Here is a 22,519-nt window from a genome sequence, read left to right on the forward strand (position 1 = left end):
GCCGCCGACCCTACGAGCTAGTCGCGCACCCGGTGCTCATAGGCGTCGCGCGCGTCGGAATCCACATCGTCGAGGAAGGCCGTCTGCGAGCCCAGCGCGCGCCCGATGGCATCGCCCACCGACTGCGGCAGCAGACCCACCACCTGCGCGATGATGCCCGCGACGGCGGTGACCCGCGCCTTCGCCTTCGGGTCGACGATCAGCTTGGCGATGGCGTCGGCGATCTCCTCCGGCTCGGCCGCGCGCATCAGCTTGGGCAGCGAGATCCCGGTGCCGAGTTCGGTTTTCGTCAGCGTCGGCAGCACCGAGGAGAAATGGACGCCGGTGCCCCGGTACTCCTCGCGCAGGGTGTCGGTGAAGCCCAGCACCGCGTGCTTGCTCGCGTTGTAGGTGGCCAGGCCCGGAATATGGCTCTCACCCGCGAGCGAGGCGATATTGATGACGTGCCCGCGCCCGCGCGGCAGCATGCGCGCGATGGCCAGCTTGGAGCCCAGGATCACGCCGTACACATTGATGTCGAGAATGCGGCGGGTGATCTGGTCCGGCTCGTCCACCACGCGCCCGGTCGGCATGATCCCGGCATTGTTGATCAGTACGTCGATCGGTCCCAGCCGGCGCTCCACGTCGTCGAGGAAGGCGCCGAAGGACTGCTGATCGGTGACGTCGAGCTTGCCGTACACGTCGAAACCCCGTGCGGCGCCGGACTCCTTGACCGTGGTCTCGTCGATATCGCCGATGGCGATCTTGGCGCCCAGCGCCTGCAGCGCGGTGGCGGTGGCCAGGCCGATGCCGCGCGCGCCGCCGGTGATGACGACGACCTTCCCGGCGATCGTTCCGAAATCGGTCATCACAGCCCCCGAACGGTCTTGATGATGGCGGGCAGGTCGATCCGGCGCAGGCCGCGGGTACCCGCGGCGCGCATGGCGGCCATGGCGAAGGTCAGCTTGGGCGGCGAATACGGGAACCACAGCGGCTCTTTGGTCTGCGTCGGCAGGATCGGCTTGGTGATGGCCTGCTGGCGGCAGTACTTGCGCACGCCGTTCGCCCCGCCCCAGCGCGCACCGGTGCCGGACTGGCCCCAGCCGCCCATGGGCAGCGCGAAGCTGAACATATTGGCGAACACGTCGTTGATGTTCACCGCGCCCGCGTTCAGCTGGCGCGCAACGCGTTCCGCGCGATCCTTGTCGCCCGACCACACCGAGGCGGACAGGCCGTAGATCGAATCATTGGCCAGCCGAACGGCTTCCGCCTCGTTCGCGACCTTCATGACCGGCAGCGTCGGCCCGAAAGTCTCCTCGGTCATGCAGCTCATGGTGTGGTCCACATCGGCGAGCACGGTCGGCTCGAAAAGCGTTCCGACACCGGTGCGCTTGCCGCCGGTGGTGATCCGTGCACCCGCCTTGACGGCCTCCTCGACATGCCGCTGCACGATCTGCGCCTGGTTCTCGTTGGCCAGCGCGCCCATGTCGTACTGCGGCTTGCGGCCGTCCACGCCCTGGCGGACCTCCTTGACCGCGGCGGTCAGCTTCTTCAAAAACTCGTCGTAGACAGGCGCTTCCACGTACACGCGCTCGACCGAGATGCACACCTGCCCGGCATTGAACAGCCCACCGAAGGCGATGCCGTGCGCCGCGCGATCCAGATCGGCGTCGGCCAGCACGATGGCCGGATCCTTGCCGCCCAGCTCCAGGCTGAACGGGATCATCCGCTCGGTGCACGCCGTGGCGATCTTGCGGCCGGTGGCGGTGGAACCGGTGAACTGGATGTAGTCGGCATTGCCGACCACCGCGGCACCCGTCTCGCCCGCGCCGGTGACGACCTCGAACACCGGCGGCGCGCCGATCTCACGCCAGCCGCGCGCGAGTTCGACCGCCGAAAGCGGCGTCACCTCGGACGGTTTCAGGATCACCGCCGCGCCCGCGGCCAGCGCCGGGATCACGTCGATGACCGGCATGGCCAGCGGGAAGTTCCACGGCGTGATCACACCCACGACCTGATAGGGCCGGAACACCGTGGTCAGCTGCTTGACCCGGGCCAGCGGGCTGTGCGGCGAAGGATGTTCGTCGGCAAGGAATTTCGCGGCGCGGCGGGCGTAGTAGCCGGTCAGATCAACCGAGAACGCCGGATCGATGAGCGCGTCGACGCGGGCCTTGCCGGTCTCGGACTGCAGCACATCGGCCAGGCAATCGGTGTTGTCCACCAACCAGTCCTGCAGCTTGAGCAGCCACTCCTTGCGGCCGTCGGGACCCAGCGCCTCCCAGGCGGGCTGGGCCGCGCGCAGGGCGCGAACGCGGTCGGCGACCGTCTCTGCCGAATCGATGGGCACCGTGCCCGCCAGCGCACCGGTCGCCGGATTGCGCACCTCGAGCTCGGTGGCCGGTTTCGGGGCGGCCGCCTGCTTCGGGACCGCCTTGGCGGCGGTTCCGGTGGTTCCGGCGGATTTGCGGGTCCCGGTCTTGCGAGCGGTGCCCGCGGCGGGTTCGGTATTGGTCACGGTGTGCCTTCCCCAGGTGCGCTGCGTTGCGACGGGCGAGCTGTGCCACAGCTCACTGGACTATGATCGTGACACAATTTCGAGGGCCGCTGCTTGGCCAATCGGGTCAATTGTTCCGGCCGGTTTTGTGCTCTGAGTACAACGCGAGAGGTTTATTCGTGGCGACGACCAGCAATGGCCCGGAGATCCGGCAGTGGATCGCCGACTTCGTCGCCGAAACGCTCCCCGCCGAGACCCTCGAACAGGTCGTCACCCGCCTCGACAACGCGATCATCGCCCGCATCCCGGAGCTGCGGGACCGGGACATGCGCCGCGATCTCGCCGCCAGCAGCCGGGCCCACGCGGTCGCCGTGCTCAGCGGCCTCACCCAGGACCGCTTCGACTATCCGGTCCCCGAGGAGGCGCACGCCTTCGCCCGCACCGTCGCCCGCCGCGGCTACGACGTGCGGCTGCTGCTGCGCGTCTACCACCTCGGGCAGGAGGCGGTCATCGACTACATGACCGAGGTGCTCGAACAGCGGCAGCTGCCGCGCGATATCGAAAGATCGGTGCTGCTACGGCTTTTCGACCGCACCACCCGGTGGGTGAGCACCTCGGTCGAACAGCTCACCGACACCTACACCGCCGAACGCGAACGCGGCCTGCGCGCGGCCTTCACCCAGCGCGCCGAGATCGTGCGCGCCCTGCTGGACGGGGCGGAGGTGGACGCCGAAAGCGCCTCGGCCCGACTCGGATACCGGCTGGCGCAGCGGCACCTGGCTCTGGTGCTGTGGACCGACGAGGACTCGCCGTTGCCCTCGGACGGCGACGGCGAGGCCGTCGGGCAGCTCGACCGGATCGTGGCGCGCTACGCGGCCACCCTCGGCAACGGCAGCTTCCTCACCATGCCCTCGGGCGCGTCGGCGCTGTGGGGCTGGGTCGGGGTGGACGGCGAGCTGCCCGAGCCGGGCGATCCGGTGTGGTCGGTCGAAGCGCCCGTGCGGGTCGCGGTCGGTCTGCCCGCCGCGCACACCGCCGGATTCCGTGCCGGCCATCGCGAGGCGGTCGCGGCCCGCCACGTCGCCGAGCGCGCCCGCCCGGGCACCGCGCGGGTCCTGCACTACTCGGAGGTGGAGGTCGCCTATCTGGCGGGCGCGGACGAGGTCGCCATGCGTTCGCTCGTCGAACGGGAACTGGGCGCGCTGGCCGCGCCCGACGCGCAGTCGGCGCGGCTGCGGGAAACCCTGCACGCCTATCTGCGAGCTCGCCGCAGCCCCGATGCGGCGGCGAAACTCCTCGGCGTGCACAAGAACACGGTGCGATACCGGATTCAGCGCATAGAAGAACTACTCGGTCACTCTCTCGACCAGCGCGGGCCGCGATTGGAGATCGCGCTCGACTGCGTGGCCGTCTACGGCGTGTGAGCCCGCGAGTCTCAGCTCGCTTCCTCGGTGACCGTCTCCCGGGAGCGTCTGCGGGTCGGCGGTTCGCCCTCCGAGGCCCGGCGGTCCGGTAATTCCGCCAGCAATTGCGTGGTGGCCGCGGCGATTGCCGCCACCGCCTTGTCGACGGCCGTCTTGGTCGTCGTCGTCAATCCCGAGACCCCGCCGACCTTGCGCACGTATTCCTGTGCGGCGGCGTAGATTTCCTGCTCCGTGGCAGCCGGCGTCAGCCCGCGCAGCAGGGTGATGTTCCCACTCATGCCCCCAGAGGTTAGCGCCCGATTACCCGCTGTGACAGGGCAAGATTCAGACAATTGCGCGAGTGGGTCGCGGCGAGACACGGAATTTGCGAACCGAATGGTTTGCCGATTATTCGCACCCGACGTGGCCGATGTGGCACACGCGATCGGCGAATAGTGGGCCACTCCAAGATCGATGGGGAACAATCGTGGTATGCCTGCCCGCGACGTTCCCTCGCTGACGACCTTTCCGTACCCGGAGCTGGACGAGCGCGAGGAAGACCATTGGTCGGGTGCGCAGGTCTCGGACGACGAACTGCGTGCTCTTTCGCTCGGTGGCTTCTACTCGGCTCGCTGGGACGCCTTCCATGACGCACTGCTGCTCGGGCCCGAACGCGACCACCCATTGGGCGATCGCCGGGAACTTGCCATCGACACACTGACCGGTGCGTGGGGCATCACCGACGGCACCGAGGCCATGGCCTCGATGGAACAACTTCTCGACGGTATGCACGGCCCCCTCTACGCATTGGTGCATCCGCTCGTCATGGCGGCCATCAACTCCCCTGAACGCGACCGCTTCGGCGAGCGCGCCGACCGGCACCGCGCCTTCCTGCGGCAGGTCGGCTCCTTCCGCGGCATGGAGAATCCCGAGGCGCTGGTCCGCGATTACGACATCTGGTCCCAGGCCATCAAACTCGGCCTCACCGACCATCTGGTCCGCCCGCTGCCCACCGATATCCAGGCCTGGGATCTGGCCCGTGTGGTCGCGGTGGCGCGTATGGCCTACACTGCGGGCTATCTCGACGCCGATGTCGCGTGGGACTACCTCATGCGCGCCCTGCCGCCGGCTCAGCGGAAATACCGCAACTGGCGGCAATTCGGTGACGCGTATCTGGCCGGGTGGACCTATTGGCAGGCGTGCGAGGACCTGGCGGAGTTGAAATCCGGTGGCGTGGACCGGCGGATGGAATTGCTGCGCTTGTGGATGCGGCCGACCAGTCCGTGGCGGCGCATCACCCTGCAACCGGAGGAATAGGTCGACTCGTCATCCCGGCGTGCTTTTGGCCGGGATCCACCCTGGTGCAGTGGATTCCGGCCAAAAACATGCCGGAATGACGATGTGGTGTTCAGTCCGGCAGCGACCGGAGAATTCCGCGCCCGTAACGCTGGAACTGCGCGTCGTCCACCATGCCGAGCGAATGCCGCTCGACGAGCAATTCCCATTCCGAGTACAGCTTCGACACGCCCGGGTCCGCCGGACCCGCCGCGCCGTCGGCCACCTCGCGCTGGATGGCGAAATTCAAAGCGCCCGTGACCCGATCGGTGTCGGCCCGATCCGAACCGGTGAACTGCCAGGTCACATTGCCGTCGCTGACCTCGACCCCGAATTCGCCGGGCGCCGCGCCCGGTGTGTCGGCGTCATCGGCGCCGCGCGCCCACAGCAGGGTCGCGATCGGCAGTTCGTGGGCGAAACGCTTGCCCGAGCCGAGCGAGACGAAGATCAGCCGGGTAGTGGTGACGGCCAGCAGACCGGTGGCCTTGGGCGCGGGCGGCCCCGCGGTGACCAGCGCCGTCTCCAGCACGTATTCGTCGGGCGTGACATAGCGCTGCAGCGCCGCGACGGCCGGTTTGGCATCCCGCTTGGGAGCCATGCGCCGCACCGCGCGATCCACATCGGCGCGGGCGGGACCCGTACGACCCCAGGAGGGCGCGGGCGGGGTCAGATCGGGGGCGGCCACGTCGAGACGCTGGGTGGCCAGGATCTGGTTGTTGATCCGCTCGACGATGACGGTGGCGGCGGGCACATCGTGTTCGGCGATGAGCACCGGCAGCGGGGTCCGGTCGGCCGGGACTCCGGTCAGCACGGGGGTGGGATAGCGCAGGTATATCTCGATGACGACGGCGTCATCGGCGCGCCGGTTCAAACGCACCTTGAGCAGGTCGCTGACCGGCACGTCGAGCACGCGCTCGCCGTCGGTTCCGGGGCGCAGCACCGTCAAACGCCCGTTGCCATGCCGCACAATCGCCGTGGGTGTCCGTAGCTCGACTATGTCCATACCCCCTGCGCTCTGTTGTGTCGTCACTCACGATAGGACGACCATGCCATGATTGTGACCAGTCGTGCCGACACCAGGGGGTGATCGACCCGATGTGTTGCCGCAGATGGTCGGGGAACCACCCGCGTTCTCCAGCCGTTTACCTGTTGAACTGCACCAGCAGCCGAACTGCGCGATGTATCGACTAGACCGTACGCGGTAACGTGGCATGTCCGCATCCGTTCGCCGGAACGGGCGTGCCCCGAAGCATCGCAGGCAAACCGGATACACCCCCCGGAAAGGACTGGCCGCCGGCCGACGCTCTATGAACCGCAAGACTGTGTTCCGCAACCTGGCCATAGTCGCGGGCTTCCTGCTCGTGATCTGGTTGGTCAGCTATTTCAGCAACGACACGCGCGGCTGGCACAACGTCGATACTTCGGTGGCGCTGTCCCAGCTTCAGGACAAGTCCAATGTCGACTCGGTCCAGATCGACGACAAGGAACAGCAGGTCCGCATCACGCTGAAGAACGGCAATGATGCGACCAAGGGTGAGACCAAGCTCATCGCCAAGTACCCGGGCGGCGGTGAGGTCTCCGCGCAGATCTTCAAGCTCGCCGAGGATTCCGGCGCGAAGGTCAACACCACCGTCAAACAGGACTCGTGGCTGAGCCAGATCCTGCTCTTCATGCTGCCCATGGTGATTCTGCTGGGCCTGTTCATCTTCGTGATGGCGCGCATGCAGGGCGGCGGCCGCGGCGGCATGATGGGCTTCGGCAAGTCGAAGGCCAAGCTGCTGTCGAAGGACATGCCCAAGACCACGTTCCAGGATGTGGCGGGCGCCGACGAGGCCATCGAAGAGCTCTACGAGATCAAGGACTTCCTGCAGAACCCGGCGCGCTACCAGGCGCTGGGCGCGAAGATCCCGAAGGGCGTGCTGCTCTACGGCCCGCCCGGTACCGGTAAGACGTTGCTGGCCAAGGCCGTTGCCGGTGAGGCGGGCGTCCCGTTCTTCACCATCTCCGGTTCGGACTTCGTCGAGATGTTCGTCGGTGTCGGCGCCTCGCGCGTGCGCGACCTGTTCGATCAGGCCAAGCAGAACAGCCCCTGCATCATCTTCGTGGACGAGATCGACGCGGTCGGCCGCCAGCGCGGCGCGGGCCTCGGCGGTGGTCACGACGAGCGTGAACAGACGCTGAACCAGCTGCTGGTCGAGATGGACGGCTTCGGTGAGCGCACCGGCGTCATCATCATGGCCGCCACCAACCGCCCCGACATCCTGGATCCGGCGCTGCTGCGTCCCGGCCGTTTCGACCGGCAGATCCCGGTCGGCAATCCGGACCTGGCCGGCCGCCGCGCCATCCTGCAGGTGCACTCCAAGGGCAAGCCGATCTCGCCGGACGCCGACCTCGAGGGTCTGGCCAAGCGCACCGTCGGCATGTCCGGCGCGGACCTCGCCAACGTCATCAACGAGGCCGCGCTGCTCACCGCGCGTGAGCACGGCAACGTGATCACCGGTGCGGCACTGGAGGAATCGGTCGACCGCGTCATCGGCGGCCCCCGCCGCAAGTCGCGGGTGATCTCCGAGCACGAGAAGAAGATCACCGCCTACCACGAGGCCGGGCACACCCTGGCCGCGTGGGCGATGCCCGATATCGAGCCCGTCTACAAGGTCACCATCCTGGCCCGCGGTCGCACCGGCGGCCACGCCATGACCGTGCCCGAGGACGACAAGGGCCTGATGACCCGCTCGGAGATGATCGCCCGCCTGGTGTTCGCCATGGGCGGTCGCGCGGCCGAGGAACTGGTGTTCCACGAGCCGACCACCGGTGCCTCCTCGGATATCGACCAGGCCACCAAGACCGCCCGCGCCATGGTCACCGAGTACGGCATGAGCGCCCGCCTGGGCGCCGTCCGCTACGGCCAGGAGCAGGGCGATCCGTTCCTGGGCCGGTCCATGGGCATGGGCTCGGACTACTCGCACGAGGTGGCCCGCGAGATCGACGAGGAGGTGCGCAACCTCATCGAGGCCGCGCACACCGAGGCCTGGTCGGTGCTCAACGACTACCGCGACGAGCTCGATTCGCTGGCCACGGCGCTGCTGGAACGCGAGACCCTGCACCGCAAGGAGCTCGAGACCATCCTCGCCACCGTCGAAAAGCGGCCGCGCATCACGGCTTTCAACGATTTCGGCGATCGCACCCCCTCGGACCGCCCGCCGGTGAAGACGCCGCGCGAGCTGGCCGCCGAGCGCGGTGAGCCGTGGCCCGAGGAGGAGCGCCCCGTGGCGCAGCCCGCCAACGGCCATCCCGAACCGGCCTACGGCGGTGCGCCGCAGGGCCAGTACGGCGGCTACCCGGCGCCCGCGCCGCAGGGCTACCCGCTGCCGCAGGCCCCGGCCTATCCGCGGGGCGGGACCCCGACCCACGGTTCGCGTCCGGACTACGGCGCTCCGGCGGGCTGGTCGGCTCCGGGCTGGCCGCCGCAGGACGACGAGCCGCAGGCCCCGCAGCCGCGCGGCGCGTACGGCGGCTGGGCGCCCGCGGGCAATCAGCGCTATCAGCCGGGCGGGCAGTACCAGCAGCCGGGCTACGGTCAGCCGGAGTATCCGGCCGCGCCGCCGGCCGCCGGGAATGACGAGGACGAGAAGAACGGTTGGGACGGACCGAACGGTCGTCGCTGACCGCGGTCCCGATACGCTCAATGGGTTCGCGGCCCGGCTCGGGCCGGGCCCGGTAACAGGGTGAATACCTGTGCCGGGCCCGCCCCGAGTGGTCGGCGACCGCGTCCAGGCCGCGACGAGCAGGTGCGGCAAGTCAACACAGGAGGTGTCGATTGTCGGCCACCAACAACAGCGTCGTGTCCGGGCTGATCGCCCTCGAGACCGGTCGGCCCTTCGACCAGGACCGTGCCGAAGCGGCCGTGCGCGAACTGCTGATCGCGGTCGGTGAGGACCCGGATCGTCCCGGCCTCGCCGATACCCCGTCCCGGGTGGCCCGCGCCTACCGGGAGATGTTCGCCGGATTGTTCACCGACCCGTCCGAGGTGCTCAACACCACCTTCGACGAGGGGCATCAGGAACTGGTGCTGGTCCGCGACATCCCTATGTACTCCACCTGTGAACACCACCTGGTGGCCTTCCACGGCGTCGCCCACGTCGGCTACATCCCCGGCACTCACGGCCGGGTGACCGGGCTGTCCAAGCTGGCCCGCCTGGTGGATCTGTACGCCAAGCGCCCGCAGGTGCAGGAGCGGCTCACCAGCCAGATCGCCGACGCCGTCATGGCCAAGCTGGATCCGCGCGGCGCGATCGTCGTGATCGAGGCCGAGCACCTGTGCATGGCCATGCGCGGCATCCGCAAGCCGGGCGCCTCCACCACCACCTCGGCGGTCCGCGGCACCCTGCAGTCCAATGCCTCCACCCGCGCGGAGGCCCTCGACCTGATCCTCCGGAAGTGAGCGCGCCGACCATGGCCGAGAGCGGTACGCGGGGGGCCAACCTGGTTGTTCCTCGTGGGGGCCGCTCGTGCGTGGTGATGGGCGTCGTGAACGTCACCAGCGATTCGTTCTCCGATGGCGGCCGCTATCTGGATCCGGGCCTGGCCGTGGCGCACGGTCTCGAGCTGTACGAGCTGGGTGCGGACATCATCGATGTCGGCGGTGAGTCGACTCGTCCCGGCGCGGTGCGCATCGATCCGGAAACCGAAGCGGCGCGGGTCGTTCCGGTGATCCGGCGGCTGGCCGAGGCCGGGGTGCCGACCAGCGTGGACACCATGCGGGCGAGCGTCGCCGAGGCCGCCGTCGAGGCGGGCGTGTCCATGGTCAACGACGTGTCCGGCGGCCGCGCCGATCCGAACATGGTGAAAGTCGTTGCGGCGACCAAGATTCCGTGGATCCTCATGCACTGGCGGGCCGACGCCAACTATGAGCACACCGGCCCGGCCGAGCAGTACGACGATGTGGTGAGCAAGGTCTGGGAGGAGCTGAACGCGCAGGTCGAGTTCGCCCTCGCGGGCGGCGTCGACTTCGAGCAGCTGGTGCTCGATCCCGGCCTGGGCTTCGCCAAGAACGCCGACCACAACTGGGAGTTGCTGGGCGGCATGTTCTATCGCATGACCGAGATGATGGACGCCGGGCTGCCGGTGCTGATCGGGGCCTCGCGCAAGCGTTTCCTGGGTGGGCTGCTGGCCGATGCCGACGGCCCGCGTCCGCCGGACGGCCGCGAGGTCGCCACCGCCACCATCTCCGCCCTGGCCGCCGAGCACGGGGCCTGGGGGGTGCGGGTGCACGATGTGCGGTCGTCGCTGGACGCCATCGCGGTGGTCGACGCGGCGACGAATGCCGCGCGGCGCCTGCGGGAGCGGTACCGGCGCGCGGCTGGGGAGGCGTTGTGAGCGAATTGACCGGGGATCGGATCGAATTGCGCGGCCTGCGCGTGTTCGGCCATCACGGCGTCTTCGATTTCGAGAAGCGCGATGGGCAGGAGTTCGTCGTGGACCTGACGCTGTGGACGGACTTCACCGCCGCTGCCAAGTCCGACGACATCGCCGACACCGTCCACTACGGCGAGCTCGCCGAGCAGGTGGTCGGCATCGTGGCGGGCGAGCCGCGCGATCTCATCGAGACCGTGGTGTCGAATATCGCCGACGAGGTGATGGCCGATCCGCGCATCCGGGCGCTGGAAGTGGTTCTGCACAAGCCATTCGCGCCGATTCCGCATACCTTCGAAGACGTCCGTGTAGTCACGTCCCGCCGTCGCGAACCGGAGGAGTAGAGCGGTGACCCGCGTAGTCCTGTCCATCGGATCCAACCTGGGCGACCGGCTGGCGCACCTGCGCAGCGTGGTGGCGGCCCTGGGCCCGCGCCTGGTGGCGGTCTCGTCGGTGTACTCGACGCCGCCCTGGGGCGGGGTGCCGCAGCAGGACTACCTGAATGCCGTTCTGGTGGCCGAGGATCCGGCCCTGGAGCCCTCGGACTGGTTACGGCTGGGTCAGGAGCTGGAGCAGGCCGCGGGGCGGGTGCGTGAAGTCCGCTGGGGCGCGCGCACTCTCGACGTGGATCTGGTGTGGGCCGAGCAGCGCCGCCGCGATGTCGTGGTGGAGGTGCGCAGCGCGGACCCGGTGCTGACGCTGCCGCATCCGCAGGCCCACAATCGCGCCTTCGTGCTGCTGCCCTGGCTGGAGGTGGAGCCGGACGCCGAGCTGGCGGTGACCGGGGCGGCGCGATCGCTGCGGGAGTGGCTGTCCGCCTTGGATTCCGACGAGGTGGCCGGGGTGCGCCGCACCGAACTGACCCTGGGCTGGACCCCGTGAAACCTACGCGCATTCTCGATCTGTGTGCGAATGTCCTGCTGGCGGCGATCGTGGCCTGGGTCGCCACCAATATGGCGTATTCGTCGTTCCCGCCGATCTTGGTGTTCTCCGGCGCCTCGCTGCTGCCGGTGGCACTCCTGGAAGCGGTGCTGGCCTTCGTGATCCGGCAGCGCAAGGACAATCACGGCATCGGCCCCGGCGGTTCGGGTCAGCTGCATCCCATCACGGCGGCCCGGGCGGTGGCGCTGGCCAAGGCGTCGGCTCAGGTCGGCTCGCTGGTGGGCGGTATCTGGCTGGGCTTTCTGGTGTGGCTGCTCACGCATTCGGATCTGCGTGCGGCATCGTCGGATACGCCGGGTGCCGTGGTGGGTCTGATCGGCGGTGTGGCGCTGGTGGCGGCGGCGCTGTGGCTGGAATATTGCTGCCGAGCGCCCATCGATCCGCCCGATGAAGCAGCTACCTCGTAGCTAACATGTGGATCTCGAGGATCGTCAAGGTGGGAACCCTACCCGGAAGATCAAGCTACGCTGGCGGACATGGTTTCACCCTCCCGTAGCAGTGCTTCCCGTCGCCGCCGGGAGGATGCGGGAAAGTTGTTCACCGGCTTTCTGCTTCTCCTCGGACTGGTAGCCAGTGTGTTCCTGGTCTTCAGCGACAACCTCCACCTGATCCGTGTCGGCCTGGTCGCCGCCCTCTGGGCCGCCGCCATCGGAGCCCTCGCCGCCACGCGTTATCGCAGGGAGGCGGCCATCGACAAGGCGAAAGTGGGTGACCTCCAGAAGGTCTACCAACTGCAGCTGGAGCGCGAGGTTGCCGCCCGCCGCGAATACGAGCTCGGCGTCGAGACCCGGGTGCGCCACGAGGTCGGCGCCGACGCCACCGAAATGGCCGCGCTGCGCGCCGAACTCACCGTTCTACGGGAGAGCCTGCAGCGTCTGTTCGACGGCGACCTGCCCTTCGAGCGGCCCGCACTGCGCGCGGATGCGGTTCGGGTCCAGGAACTTCCGCGCAGCGAGGCCGGCCCGGCCGCTCCGGCGGCGAACGATAGCTGGTCCGAAGCCGATCCCTGGGACCCGTGGTCGTCGCCCGACCAGCCCGAGGACGACGAGGACCCGCGCGCCCGCATGGCCCCGAAGATCGACCCGGAACATTCCGAAGCGGCGGCCTTCGCGACGCCCTTCGACGACCCGGTGACGGCCGAGACGTCGATCATCACCGACGCCATGCGCGAGGACTACGAGGCCGAACTCGCCGCCGCCGAATCGGATTCACCGGCCGAGGCCCCGAAGCCGGAGCCCGCCAAGGAGACCCAGCCCGCCGAGGAGCCCCCGGCGGCCGAGGTGCTCACCAATCTCAGCGGCACCGGAAACGGCGCGACCAAGGTCAGCGTCCAGGTCAACGGCAGCACTCCGATCCCGCGCCTGACCCCCGACCCGGACCCGTCCGGCCCGGTCGGCCGCGCCACCGCCCGCCGGCGTCGCCGCTCCGACGACACCGTCGACCCGGAAGGCACCCACCGCCTGTCCGTCGCGGAAATCATGGCGAACCTGAAGTCGGAGAACACGAACTAGCCCCGCCGCTCGCCGGAGTTGCCTATCCCACAAGTGGTGGCTCCGGCGAATCGTGGGCGATATCCTCGCCGAGTAACGTCCGGTACCCGCAAGGCGGGACTGGAACGACTTTCGAGAGGAACAAGTGACCTCGGACAAGGATGTCTGGAGTGATCCTGCGCCCGCACGCCTGACGGTGGGAATCGTCTCGGCGGGACGCGTCGGATCCGCCCTGGGCGCGGCGCTCGAGCGTGCCGGTCATGTCGTTTTCGGGGTATCCGCGATTTCGGATGCCTCGCTGCGCCGTGCCGCCACCCGCCTGCCGGATTCCCAGGTCCTGCCCGCCGAAGACGTCGCCGCCCGCAGCGAACTGCTGATCCTGGCCGTGCCGGACAGCGAATTGGCCGGTCTGGTGGCCGGATTGGCGGCCGCGAACGCGGTGCGGCCCGGCACCATCGTGGCGCACACCTCGGGCGCGAACGGTGTCGCAATCCTGGCGCCGCTGACCGCGCTGGGCGCGCTGCCGCTGGCCATCCACCCGGCCATGACCTTCACCGGGCACGACGAGGATGTCGCCCGCCTGGCCAATGCCTGCTTCGGCATCACCGCCGCCGACGACATCGGCTACGCCATCGCGCAGTCGCTGGTGATCGAGATGGGCGGCGAACCGGTCCGGGTCTCGGAGGAGCACCGCACCCTCTATCACGCCGCGCTCGCGCACGGCAGCAATCATCTGGTGACCTTGATCGTGGATGCCGTCGAGGCCCTGCGCGCCGCCCTCGCGGGTCCGGGCCTGCTCGGTCAGCAGTCGATCGACGATCAGCCGGGCGGCCTGGCCGAGCGCATGCTCGCGCCGCTGGCCTCGGCCGCGCTCGACAACGCCTTGCGGCGCGGCCCGGCCGCGCTGACCGGTCCGGTGGCGCGCGGCGACGTGGCCGCGGTGGCCGCGCATCTGGACGCCCTCGAGGCGCTGAATCCCCGCCTGGCCGCGGGCTATCGCGCCCAGTCGCTGCGCTCGGCCGAGCGCGCCAAGACCAACCCCGCCCTGCTCGACCTGCTGGAAGGACGCTGATGGACCCCAAGCTGATTGGCACCTACAAGCGCGGCGAGCTGACCGTGCACCACGACCCGGCCGTGCTGACCAAGGTCGTGAAGGCGCTGAAGTCGGTGGGCCGCCGGGTCGCGCTGGTGCCGACCATGGGCGCGCTGCACGAGGGCCATTTGGAGCTGGTGCGGCTGGCCAAGCTGACCAACACCACCGTCATCGTCTCGATCTTCGTGAACCCCTTGCAGTTCGGCGCGAACGAGGACCTCGACAAGTACCCGCGCACCCTCGACGCCGATGTGGAGCTGCTGCGCGGTGAGGGCGTCGAGCTGGTGTTCGCGCCCAGCGCCAAGGACATGTACCCGTTCGGCCCGCGCACCACGGTGCAGGCCGGTCCCTACGGCGACATCCTCGAGGGCGCGACCCGGCCCGGCCACTTCTCCGGTGTACTGACCGTGGTCTCGAAACTGTTCAACATCTGCCAGCCGCACGAGGCGTTCTTCGGCGAGAAGGACTACCAGCAGCTGGCTCTGATCCGGCAGATGGTCGTGGACCTGAACATGGACGTGAAGATCGTCCCGGCCGCGACCGTGCGCGAGGCCGACGGCCTGGCCAAGTCCTCCCGCAACCGCTTCCTGAGCGAGGACGAGCGCGAGCTGGCCACCACGCTGTCGGCCGCGCTGCTGGCCGGCCGCCACGCCGCGGGCCGGGGCCCGGAGGCCGTGCTCGAGACCGCCCGGTCGATCCTGGATCTGGCGCCCGATATCAAGGTCGACTACCTGGCCCTGCGCGGTTCGGACTTCTCCGAGGAGTGGCCGACCGGCAATGCGCGCCTGCTGGTCGCCGCCCGGGTCGGCAGCACCCGCCTGATCGACAACATGCCCGTTTCCATCGGCAAGCCGCTCGACGGCCTGCCCACCGTTCCCGACCAGCCTGCCCAGGCGATCCAGTAGGAAGGCGACGACGATGTTGCGCACCATGATGACGTCGAAGATCCACCGCGCCACGGTGACTCACGCCGATCTGCACTATGTGGGCTCGGTGACGGTGGACCAGGATCTGCTGGACGCCGCCGATCTGCTCGAGGGCGAGAAGGTCTCGATCGTGGACATCACCAACGGGGCCCGGCTCGAGACCTACGTGATCGCGGGCGAGCGCGGTTCCGGCGTGATCGGAATCAACGGCGCGGCAGCGCATCTCGTGCACCCGGGTGATCTGGTGATCCTCATCGCCTACGGGATGCTCGATGCCGCGGAGCTGAAAGACTATGCGCCGCATGTGGTTTTCGTCGACGAGCGCAATCGCCCGATCGAGCTGGGCACCGACCCGGCGCACGCCCCCGAGGGATCGGACCTGATCTCCCCGCGCACGCTGACGCTGGCCTGAGCGGCGGGCGGGCATGCTGCTCTGTATCGATGTCCGCAATACCAGCATCGAGCTGGGCCTGTTCTCCGGCAGCGGGGAGCACGCGAAGCTGGTGCGGCACTGGCGGATGCACACCAATCCGCTGCTCACCGCGGACGAGTTCGCGCTGCAGGTGCGCGGGCTGATCGGCGCCGACGCCGATCAGGTGATCGGCGTCGCGGCGCTGTCCACGGTGCCGCCGGTTTTGCGCGAGCTACGCGAGATGCTGTCCCGTTATTGGGGTCATGTCCCGCATGTGCTCGTGGAACCCGGTGTGCGCACGGGTATTCCGCTGCTGGTGGACAATCCCAAGGAAGTCGGCGCGGATCGCATCGTGAATTGTCTTGCGGCATATCACCGTTTCCAATCCCCGGCCATCGTGGTGGATTTCGGCACGGCCATCTGTGTGGACCTGGTTTCGGCCAAGGGTGAATTCCTCGGCGGCAGTATCGCGCCGGGTGTGGAGATTTCGACCGAGGCACTGATTGCCCGCAGTGCGCTGCGCCGGGCGGAGCTGACCCGGCCGCGTTCGGTGGTGGGCAAGAACAGCATGGAATGCCTGCAGTCGGGCGCGATCTTCGGATTCGCGGGCCTGGTGGACGGCCTGATCGACCGCATTCGGGATATCGAGGCGTTCTCCGGCGACGATGTGGCCGTGGTGGCCACCGGTGCGACCGCGCCGCTGATCGTGCCGGAGTCGGAGACCATCGAGCACCACGAGCCGCATCTGACGCTGGATGGCCTGCGCCTGGTCTACGAGCGCAACCAGCAGCGCAAGAACCGTCCTTAACGGACTGGTCGGAATAAAAGTGACCTAGTCGTCGCCGGGAGGCACTATTGCTTCCCGGCGTCCCTCTGTTAGGCTCGCCGACGTGTATTTCCGCGTGAGCACCCAGGAGTGTTGTCGAGGCTGATTCGCCTCGACGGTCGTCGAGGCTTCGTATAGCCCCCGACCACTTTCACATTCCTTGGAGTTTCGCTGATGCGATCTTCTGTTCTTTCCCTACCTGTCGCCGGTCGCGCCGCCACCTCGCGCCTGCTGCCCGAGGTCACCGAGCGGGCCACCGCCTCCGCCCTGCCCACCCGGCTGCGCCCGGCCGACCTGCTGCGCCTGACCGATGAGGGCGCGCAGGACGTGCTGGAGGGCCGCTACGACCACCTGCTGCCCGCCGACGGCCTCTGGCCCACCGAAAACCGCTGGGCGACAAGGCTTGTCGCCGACGACGAGGTGGACATCTGGCTGATCAGCTGGGTCGAGGGCAAGTACACCGAACTGCACGACCACGCCGGGTCGCTGGGGGCGCTGACCGTGCTCGCCGGCGCGCTCTCCGAATACCGCTGGAACGGCCGGGAACTGCGCCGCCGCACCCTCACCGCGGGTGATCAGGCCTCCTTCCCGCTCGGCTGGGTGCACGACGTGGTGCGTGCCCCCGCGGAAGAGGCCGGCATCACCGGCCCGCTGAATCCGACCTTGAGCGTGCACGCCTATTCACCGCCGCTGACGGCCATGTCCTATTACGAGGTCACCGGCCACGGCACCCTCCGCCGCACCCGTTCCGTTCTCACCGACCAGCCCGAAGGTGAACTCGAATGACCCACTTGACGATCGACGGCATGCTCGCCAACGCCCGGCAGCAGCTGCGTCGCCTGCTCCCGATCGAAATTCCGGCGGCCATCGCCCGCGGCGCGATTCTGGTGGATATTCGCCCCCAGGCGCAGCGCAAGCGCGAGGGCACCCTGCCGGGCGCGCTCGTCATCGAGCGAAATGTCCTGGAATGGCGTTTGGATCCGACCAGTTCGGCGCGTTTGGCGCTGGCCGAACACCACGACGTGGAATGGATCATCGTCTGCTCGGAGGGTTACACCTCGAGCCTGGCCGCGGCCTCGTTGCAGCAGCTGGGCCTGCGTCGCGCGACCGATCTCGAGGGCGGATATCAGGCCCTGAAAACGGCCGGTCTGCTGACTGTCGCGGCGAGCGCGCCGCACTTCGAACGCGAGGTCGCGACGCTCGCTTGGGTGTGAGGGTTTATTCGCCGGGCGGCGGGAAAATCAATTTCCGCCGCACGATAGGCTAGGGTCCCGTGAGCACCCCCAACCCCACTTCTTCCGCAAGCACCGCTGTTTCTGCTGGCCAGGCGTCTGCCGCCAAGCCCGTCGTGGAGCAGGACGTTCCCGAGCAGATGCGGATTCGCCAGGAGAAGCGTGAGCGGTTGCTGGGGGAGGGCCGCGAGGCTTATCCCGTGGTGGTGCCGCGCACGCATACCCTCGCCGAAATTCGCGCCGCCCACCCGGATCTGGCCGCCGATACCGCGACCGGTGAGATCGTCGGGATTGCGGGCCGCGTCATTTTCGTCCGTAATACCGGGAAGCTGTGTTTCGCCACTCTCCAGGAGGGCGACGGCACCAAACTCCAGGCCATGATCAGCCTCAACGGCGTCGGCGCGGAATCGCTGGCGGCCTGGAAGGCCGATGTGGACCTCGGCGATTTCGTGTACGTGCACGGTGAGGTGATCGCCTCGCGCACGGGCGAATTGAGCGTCATGGCCGACGCGTGGGAGATGGCGGCGAAGTCGCTGCGCCCGCTGCCGGTGGCGCACAAGGAGATGAACGAGGAGTCGCGCGTCCGTCAGCGCTACGTCGACCTGATCGTGCGCCCGGAGGCCCGCGAGATGGCCCGCACCCGGGTGTCCGCGGTGCGCGCGCTGCGAAACGCGTTGGAGCGCAGGGGATTCCTCGAGGTCGAGACCCCGATGCTGCAGACCATCCACGGCGGCGCGGCGGCGCGCCCGTTCTCGACCCACTCCAACGCGCTCGATATGGAGCTGTTCCTGCGCATCGCGCCGGAGCTGTTCCTGAAGCGTTGCGTGGTGGGCGGCATCGAGAAGGTCTTCGAGATCAACCGGAACTTCCGCAACGAGGGCGCGGACTCCACCCATTCGCCCGAGTTCGCAATGCTGGAAACCTACGAGGCGTACGGCACCTACGACGATTCCGCGACCATGATGCGGGAATTGATCCAGGAAGTCGCACAGGAGGTCTTCGGAACCCAGGTGGTGACGCTCGCGGACGGCACCGAATACGACCTCTCGGGCGAGTGGGCGACCGTCGAGATGTACCCGTCGCTGTCGGAGCAGATCGGTGTGGACGTCACCCCGGAAACGACCGTCGAGGAATTGCTGGCACTCGCCGATCGGGTCGGTCTGGAAATTCCCGAGGGCAAGGGCTATGGCCACGGCAAACTGGTCGAGGAACTGTGGGAGCACGTCTACGGCGACAAGCTCTACGCCCCGACTTTCGTACGCGACTTCCCGGTGGAGACATCGCCGCTGACGCGTCAGCATCGGAGCAAGCCCGGGGTTACCGAGAAGTGGGACCTGTACGTGCGGGGCTTCGAACTCGCCACGGGCTATTCGGAACTCGTGGATCCGGTCATCCAGCGGGAACGGTTCGTGGATCAAGCGCGTTTGGCCGCGGCCGGCGACGACGAGGCCATGCGCCTGGACGAGGACTTCCTCGCCGCCATGGAGCACGGTATGCCCCCCACAACCGGAACGGGTATGGGTATCGATCGTTTGCTGATGGCCCTGACTGGCCACGGAATCCGGGAAACGATACTCTTTCCAATTGTGCGTCCGGCTGCCAGATAGTTCTCCGGATTGCATTTCCGGGGCTAGTTCTGGGACTATCGGAATTAGCGGTATTCTGGCGTCGGGTAATCGGCCTGACTATGCGGGTCGCACGATTTCGAGAGGACGTTCATCTCATGGCAAAGAAGGTCACCGTTAGCTTGATCGACGATGTCGACGGTGAGTCCATCGCGGACGAGACCATCGAGTTCGCAATCGATGGCGTCTCGTACGAGATCGACTTGTCGACGGAGAATGCGGCCAAGCTGCGGGAGGGTTTGGACGGTTGGGTCGCCGCCGCTCGGCGGGTGAGCGGACGCCGTCGGACCAAGGTGGCGGGCGCCCCGGCCGCGGGCCCGAAGAACCGGGTGTCGATCGATCGCGAACAAAGCGCGGCCATTCGTGAATGGGCTCGCCGGAATGGGCACAAGGTGTCCGCTCGTGGTCGTATCTCCGCCGACATCACCGAGGCTTACAACAAGGCTGCTGCTAAGAACTAGTTGTCCGACTAGTCGCCGATTCGACTGCCGTCCGGGTGTTTCGTGCGTACCCGGGCGGCAGTGGTTTTTTCATACGCTTCGCGTATAACACCAAGATCAAGTCCTCGTGGCAGGGTACTGTAGGACTTCGTAAAATCCGCCTCTGGAAAGCCCGGGGTCGAGACCGCGGCTGCGCACACCGGCATGCGATCTTGCTCGTGCCGGGGCGGCCAGGCACCATTGAAACGTGCGGACGATGTCACTGGCTGGATGTAGAGAAGAGGTATCGGCGCAGTGACCGCATTCCACGGTTCCTTCCTTCGAGTCAAGGATCAAGAGGGACGCCAGCACGAGCTGATGCTGTCCCCTGACCAGCCGCGCATCACCATCGGGCGCTCCCCGCAGGCCGATCTGTCGCTGTTCTGGGACGTGGAGGTCTCGCGCCTGCACGCCACCGCCGAGTACCTGGGCGCGCACTGGACCATCGTGGACGACGGGCTGTCCCGCAACGGCACCTTCGTCAATGGGGATCGCCTGGTGGGGCGGCATCGGCTGCAGCCGGGCGACGTCATCCGGATGGGCACCTCGCGGGTCACCTTCCACGACTTCAGCGGTGCGGCAGGCGATGTCACGCAGACCTCGACCGGCGGTCTGCCAACTCTGCGCTCCCTCACCGAAACCCAGCGGTCGGTACTGATCGCGCTGTGCCGCCCCCTGCGCGGCAATGACGGATTCGCCTCCCCCGCCTCGAATCAGCAGATCGCCGCGGAACTCTTCCTCAGCGTCGACGCCATCAAGACCCACCTGCGCGCGCTCTTCGCGAAGTTCGGCGTCGAAGATCTGCCCCAGAACCAGAAGCGCGTGCGGTTGGCCAACCTGGCCATGCAGTCCGGAGTGATCTCCGAGCGCGATCTCTGAGCTCTCACCTCCGGGCTACCCCTGGCAGGGTGTGCGAGTTGCCCAATCCTGGTACGGCCAGTCCCTGTTGGACTCGCACGCATGCGTGCGAGCTTCTGAGCCATGGGTTTCCGTGCCCGTGGGCGATTGACTGAATGCAGTCGATCACCCGGGAGAACACGGGTGGCAGATCCAGTCAGGAGAAAACGATGTTCGCACTTCGCACCGCCTCTCTCGTGGCGGCGACGCTGAGCACCGGGCTGATCGCCGGGGTGTTCTTCGCCTACGCCACCTCGGTGATGGGCGCGCTGGGGCAGTCCGACGACCGTACTTTCGTCGATGTCATGCAGAAGATCAACGTGGTGATCATCAACCCGTGGTTCATGATCACCTTCATGGGCACGGTCGGCTTCACGGTGCTGGCCGCGGCGCTGCACCTGGGCAAGGAGCAGCGCACCACGCTGATCTGGATCGGGGTCGCGCTGCTGCTCAATATCATCGCCTTCGCCGTCACCTCGGGTATGAATGTGCCGCTCAACAACCAGCTGGCCAATGCCGGTGACGTGGGGCAGATCCCGGATCTGGCGGCGGTGCGGTCGCAGTTCGAAAGCTCCTGGGTGGCTTGGAATGCCGTCCGCGCGGTGCTGCACACGCTGGCCTTCCTGGTGCTGACCGGTGCGCTGTTCGTGGCGGGCATGGCGCATGCCAGGGCCGGCGCGGTGGCGCAGGCGGCCCCGGCGGCGTCGGCGTGGCCCTTCCCGGTGCAGGCCGGTTTCCCGCAGGCCCAGTCCTTCGCCCCGGCCCAGCAGTTCGCCCCGCAGCCCGGATTCGGTTCCGGCCAGCAGTAATTCGCTTCGATTCCGGCGGTGGCCGGGACCCGTTGTGCGGCATCGCAATCCGCCTGCGGGTCCCGGCCACCGCCGTTTTCCTGTACTGGAACGAGTTTCAGAACTTACTCGCCGGTATTCCAGCGCCAGTGCTTGTTTCCCGATTAGTTTGACGCGGAACGCGTTCTAATTTGGGAGGGAACATGAGAAGGATGCCCAGGCGCGGAACGCCAGGATCACTGCTGATCATCGCGGTGCTGGCGGTCTTGGGGATAGTCACGAGCGGCACCGCCCGCGCGGAATACCCGGTCACTTTCAACTTCTTCGCGGGCATCCCGTACGAGCTCACCAACCCCGGTGGCTCCCTGCCCGGCGCCAACGACTGGGCCTGCAGAGTGACTGCCGCGCACCCCGATCCGGTGGTGCTGATCCACGGCACCGCGGGTGGCGCGCAGACCAACTGGGGCGCCTACGCGCCGCTGCTCGCCAATGAGGGCTACTGCGTCTTCGCGCTGACCTACGGCAGCCTCGACGTGCCGTGGCCGCTGTCGGCCATGGGCGGCATGAAGCCGATTCCCGAAAGTGCCGCGCAACTGGCCGCTTTCGTGGACCGGGTGCTGACCGCGACAGGTGCCGCCAAGGTCGACTTCGTCGCCCACTCGCAGGGCAATACGGTCGGCGACTACTACATCAAGCGCCTGGGCGGGCACGGCAAGGTGGACAAGTTCGTCGCCATCGCACCGCCGTGGCTGGGCCTGTTCGGCGACAGCATGGACAGCATCCGCGCCTTCGGCAAGCAGCTGGGCGTCCAGGCCGACACCGTCGACGAATACGCGACCATGGGCGTGATCTGCGCCGCCTGCCATCAGATGCTCGGAAACTCCACCTTCCTCAACGAGCTCAACTCCGACGGCGTCTACGACCCGACCGTCACCTACACCAACCTGGCCACCAACTTCGACGAGGGCGTCTTCCCGTCCATCGCGCTGGTGCCCGCCGCCAATGCCACCAATGTCCTGATGCAGGAGGGTTGCCCCACCGACTTCTCCGATCACATGGCCATCGCGGGCAGTCATCGCGCGGCCATGGTCGCCCTCAACGCCTTGGACCCGGCGCATCCGCGTCCAGTGCCCTGTGAGGTGGTTCCGCCCCTCACCGGTTAGGCCATCCGCCCGATTTCGCGGAC

The 22,519-nt window shown here is 67.8% G+C and carries 24 protein-coding genes; 20 read left to right on the forward strand and 4 right to left on the reverse strand.

The genetic code is table 11. The features are described from left to right. Positions 1–17: 17 nt before the first annotated feature. Together ON43_RS02080 and ON43_RS02085 are read right to left on the reverse strand one after the other, a co-directional pair. Entirely contained in the window at positions 18–848 is an 831-nt protein-coding gene (locus ON43_RS02080) for an SDR family oxidoreductase (protein ID WP_040802960.1), read from the reverse strand. Further along, positions 848–2,494 carry an aldehyde dehydrogenase family protein gene (locus ON43_RS02085; protein WP_040802855.1) on the reverse strand — a complete coding sequence of 549 codons (1,647 nt, stop codon included), beginning with the start codon at positions 2,492–2,494 and terminating at the stop codon, positions 848–850. The genes ON43_RS02080 and ON43_RS02085 overlap by 1 nt, the downstream gene beginning before the upstream one ends. A 158-nt stretch (positions 2,495–2,652) precedes the next feature. Here ON43_RS02085 and ON43_RS02090 point away from each other — a divergent pair, with 158 nt between their 5' ends. Beyond that, positions 2,653–3,897 (forward strand): PucR family transcriptional regulator, encoded by a 1,245-nt coding sequence (locus tag ON43_RS02090; RefSeq protein WP_245568436.1) that lies wholly within the window; start codon positions 2,653–2,655, stop codon positions 3,895–3,897. An 11-nt stretch (positions 3,898–3,908) separates the two neighbouring features. Here ON43_RS02090 and ON43_RS02095 read toward each other — a convergent pair whose 3' ends face one another. Then, on the reverse strand, positions 3,909–4,175 hold the full coding sequence (locus tag ON43_RS02095) for a DUF2277 family protein (protein WP_040802858.1): 267 nt from the start codon (positions 4,173–4,175) through the stop codon (positions 3,909–3,911). A gap of 193 nt (positions 4,176–4,368) precedes the next feature. Here ON43_RS02095 and ON43_RS02100 point away from each other — a divergent pair, with 193 nt between their 5' ends. Then, entirely contained in the window at positions 4,369–5,193 is an 825-nt protein-coding gene (locus ON43_RS02100; protein WP_040802860.1) for a DUF1266 domain-containing protein, read from the forward strand. A gap of 91 nt (positions 5,194–5,284) precedes the next feature. Here ON43_RS02100 and ON43_RS02105 read toward each other — a convergent pair whose 3' ends face one another. Next, positions 5,285–6,214 (reverse strand): hypothetical protein, encoded by a 930-nt coding sequence (locus ON43_RS02105; RefSeq protein ID WP_040802862.1) that lies wholly within the window; start codon positions 6,212–6,214, stop codon positions 5,285–5,287. 304 nt (positions 6,215–6,518) lie between these two features. Between ON43_RS02105 and ftsH the strand changes: the two genes are divergently transcribed. The 18 genes from ftsH to ON43_RS02195 all read left to right on the forward strand — a co-directional run bounded on the left by ftsH (position 6,519) and on the right by ON43_RS02195 (position 22,496). After that, positions 6,519–8,876: an ATP-dependent zinc metalloprotease FtsH gene (gene ftsH, locus ON43_RS02110; RefSeq protein WP_040802865.1), complete on the forward strand. Its 2,358-nt coding sequence runs from the start codon at positions 6,519–6,521 to the stop codon at positions 8,874–8,876. Between the two features lie 152 nt (positions 8,877–9,028). After that, positions 9,029–9,652 carry a GTP cyclohydrolase I FolE gene (folE, locus tag ON43_RS02115; protein WP_040802867.1) on the forward strand — a complete coding sequence of 208 codons (624 nt, stop codon included), beginning with the start codon at positions 9,029–9,031 and terminating at the stop codon, positions 9,650–9,652. Between the two features lie 11 nt (positions 9,653–9,663). After that, on the forward strand, positions 9,664–10,587 hold the full coding sequence (gene folP, locus ON43_RS02120; RefSeq protein WP_063712475.1) for a dihydropteroate synthase: 924 nt from the start codon (positions 9,664–9,666) through the stop codon (positions 10,585–10,587). A gap of 5 nt (positions 10,588–10,592) precedes the next feature. Continuing rightward, positions 10,593–10,967, forward strand: a complete 375-nt coding sequence (gene folB, locus ON43_RS02125; RefSeq protein WP_086007871.1) for a dihydroneopterin aldolase — start codon at positions 10,593–10,595, stop codon at positions 10,965–10,967. Between the two features lie 4 nt (positions 10,968–10,971). Then, positions 10,972–11,505, forward strand: a complete 534-nt coding sequence (gene folK, locus ON43_RS02130; protein WP_040802872.1) for a 2-amino-4-hydroxy-6-hydroxymethyldihydropteridine diphosphokinase — start codon at positions 10,972–10,974, stop codon at positions 11,503–11,505. Then, positions 11,502–11,972 (forward strand): DUF3180 domain-containing protein, encoded by a 471-nt coding sequence (locus ON43_RS02135; protein WP_218003188.1) that lies wholly within the window; start codon positions 11,502–11,504, stop codon positions 11,970–11,972. Before folK ends, ON43_RS02135 begins: the two co-directional genes overlap by 4 nt. Before the next feature lie 69 nt (positions 11,973–12,041). Further along, the gene (locus tag ON43_RS02140) at positions 12,042–13,076 is read left to right on the forward strand and encodes a DUF6779 domain-containing protein (RefSeq protein ID WP_051177792.1); all 1,035 of its coding nucleotides are present in this window, start codon (positions 12,042–12,044) and stop codon (positions 13,074–13,076) included. A 124-nt stretch (positions 13,077–13,200) separates the two neighbouring features. Next, positions 13,201–14,127, forward strand: coding sequence for a Rossmann-like and DUF2520 domain-containing protein (locus tag ON43_RS02145; RefSeq protein WP_040802874.1), 927 nt, complete (start codon positions 13,201–13,203; stop codon positions 14,125–14,127). Further along, complete coding sequence (panC, locus tag ON43_RS02150; protein ID WP_040802876.1) at positions 14,127–15,053, forward strand: pantoate--beta-alanine ligase; 927 nt, start codon at positions 14,127–14,129, stop codon at positions 15,051–15,053. The genes ON43_RS02145 and panC overlap by 1 nt, the downstream gene beginning before the upstream one ends. Positions 15,054–15,066: 13 nt before the next feature. After that, on the forward strand, positions 15,067–15,486 hold the full coding sequence (panD, locus tag ON43_RS02155; RefSeq protein ID WP_036545720.1) for an aspartate 1-decarboxylase: 420 nt from the start codon (positions 15,067–15,069) through the stop codon (positions 15,484–15,486). A gap of 13 nt (positions 15,487–15,499) precedes the next feature. Next, entirely contained in the window at positions 15,500–16,294 is a 795-nt protein-coding gene (locus tag ON43_RS02160; RefSeq protein WP_040802882.1) for a type III pantothenate kinase, read from the forward strand. A gap of 192 nt (positions 16,295–16,486) precedes the next feature. Beyond that, positions 16,487–17,098, forward strand: coding sequence for a cysteine dioxygenase (locus ON43_RS02165; RefSeq protein ID WP_051177794.1), 612 nt, complete (start codon positions 16,487–16,489; stop codon positions 17,096–17,098). Then, positions 17,095–17,526: a rhodanese-like domain-containing protein gene (locus tag ON43_RS02170; protein ID WP_174416436.1), complete on the forward strand. Its 432-nt coding sequence runs from the start codon at positions 17,095–17,097 to the stop codon at positions 17,524–17,526. Before ON43_RS02165 ends, ON43_RS02170 begins: the two co-directional genes overlap by 4 nt. Positions 17,527–17,684: 158 nt before the next feature. Beyond that, positions 17,685–19,151 (forward strand): lysine--tRNA ligase, encoded by a 1,467-nt coding sequence (gene lysS / locus ON43_RS02175; protein ID WP_051177801.1) that lies wholly within the window; start codon positions 17,685–17,687, stop codon positions 19,149–19,151. Positions 19,152–19,267: 116 nt separating this feature from the next. Then, positions 19,268–19,630 carry a histone-like nucleoid-structuring protein Lsr2 gene (locus ON43_RS02180; protein WP_040802887.1) on the forward strand — a complete coding sequence of 121 codons (363 nt, stop codon included), beginning with the start codon at positions 19,268–19,270 and terminating at the stop codon, positions 19,628–19,630. A 273-nt stretch (positions 19,631–19,903) separates the two neighbouring features. Next, positions 19,904–20,527: an FHA domain-containing protein gene (locus tag ON43_RS02185; protein WP_036545715.1), complete on the forward strand. Its 624-nt coding sequence runs from the start codon at positions 19,904–19,906 to the stop codon at positions 20,525–20,527. 188 nt (positions 20,528–20,715) lie between these two features. Next, positions 20,716–21,354: an anthrone oxygenase family protein gene (locus ON43_RS02190; protein WP_083913106.1), complete on the forward strand. Its 639-nt coding sequence runs from the start codon at positions 20,716–20,718 to the stop codon at positions 21,352–21,354. A gap of 191 nt (positions 21,355–21,545) precedes the next feature. Continuing rightward, positions 21,546–22,496, forward strand: a complete 951-nt coding sequence (locus tag ON43_RS02195; RefSeq protein WP_040802890.1) for an esterase/lipase family protein — start codon at positions 21,546–21,548, stop codon at positions 22,494–22,496. The last annotated feature ends 23 nt before the right edge of the window (positions 22,497–22,519 follow it).

The sequence above is a fragment of the Nocardia concava NBRC 100430 genome, from assembly GCF_000308815.1.
Lineage (GTDB): Bacteria > Actinomycetota > Actinomycetes > Mycobacteriales > Mycobacteriaceae > Nocardia > Nocardia concava.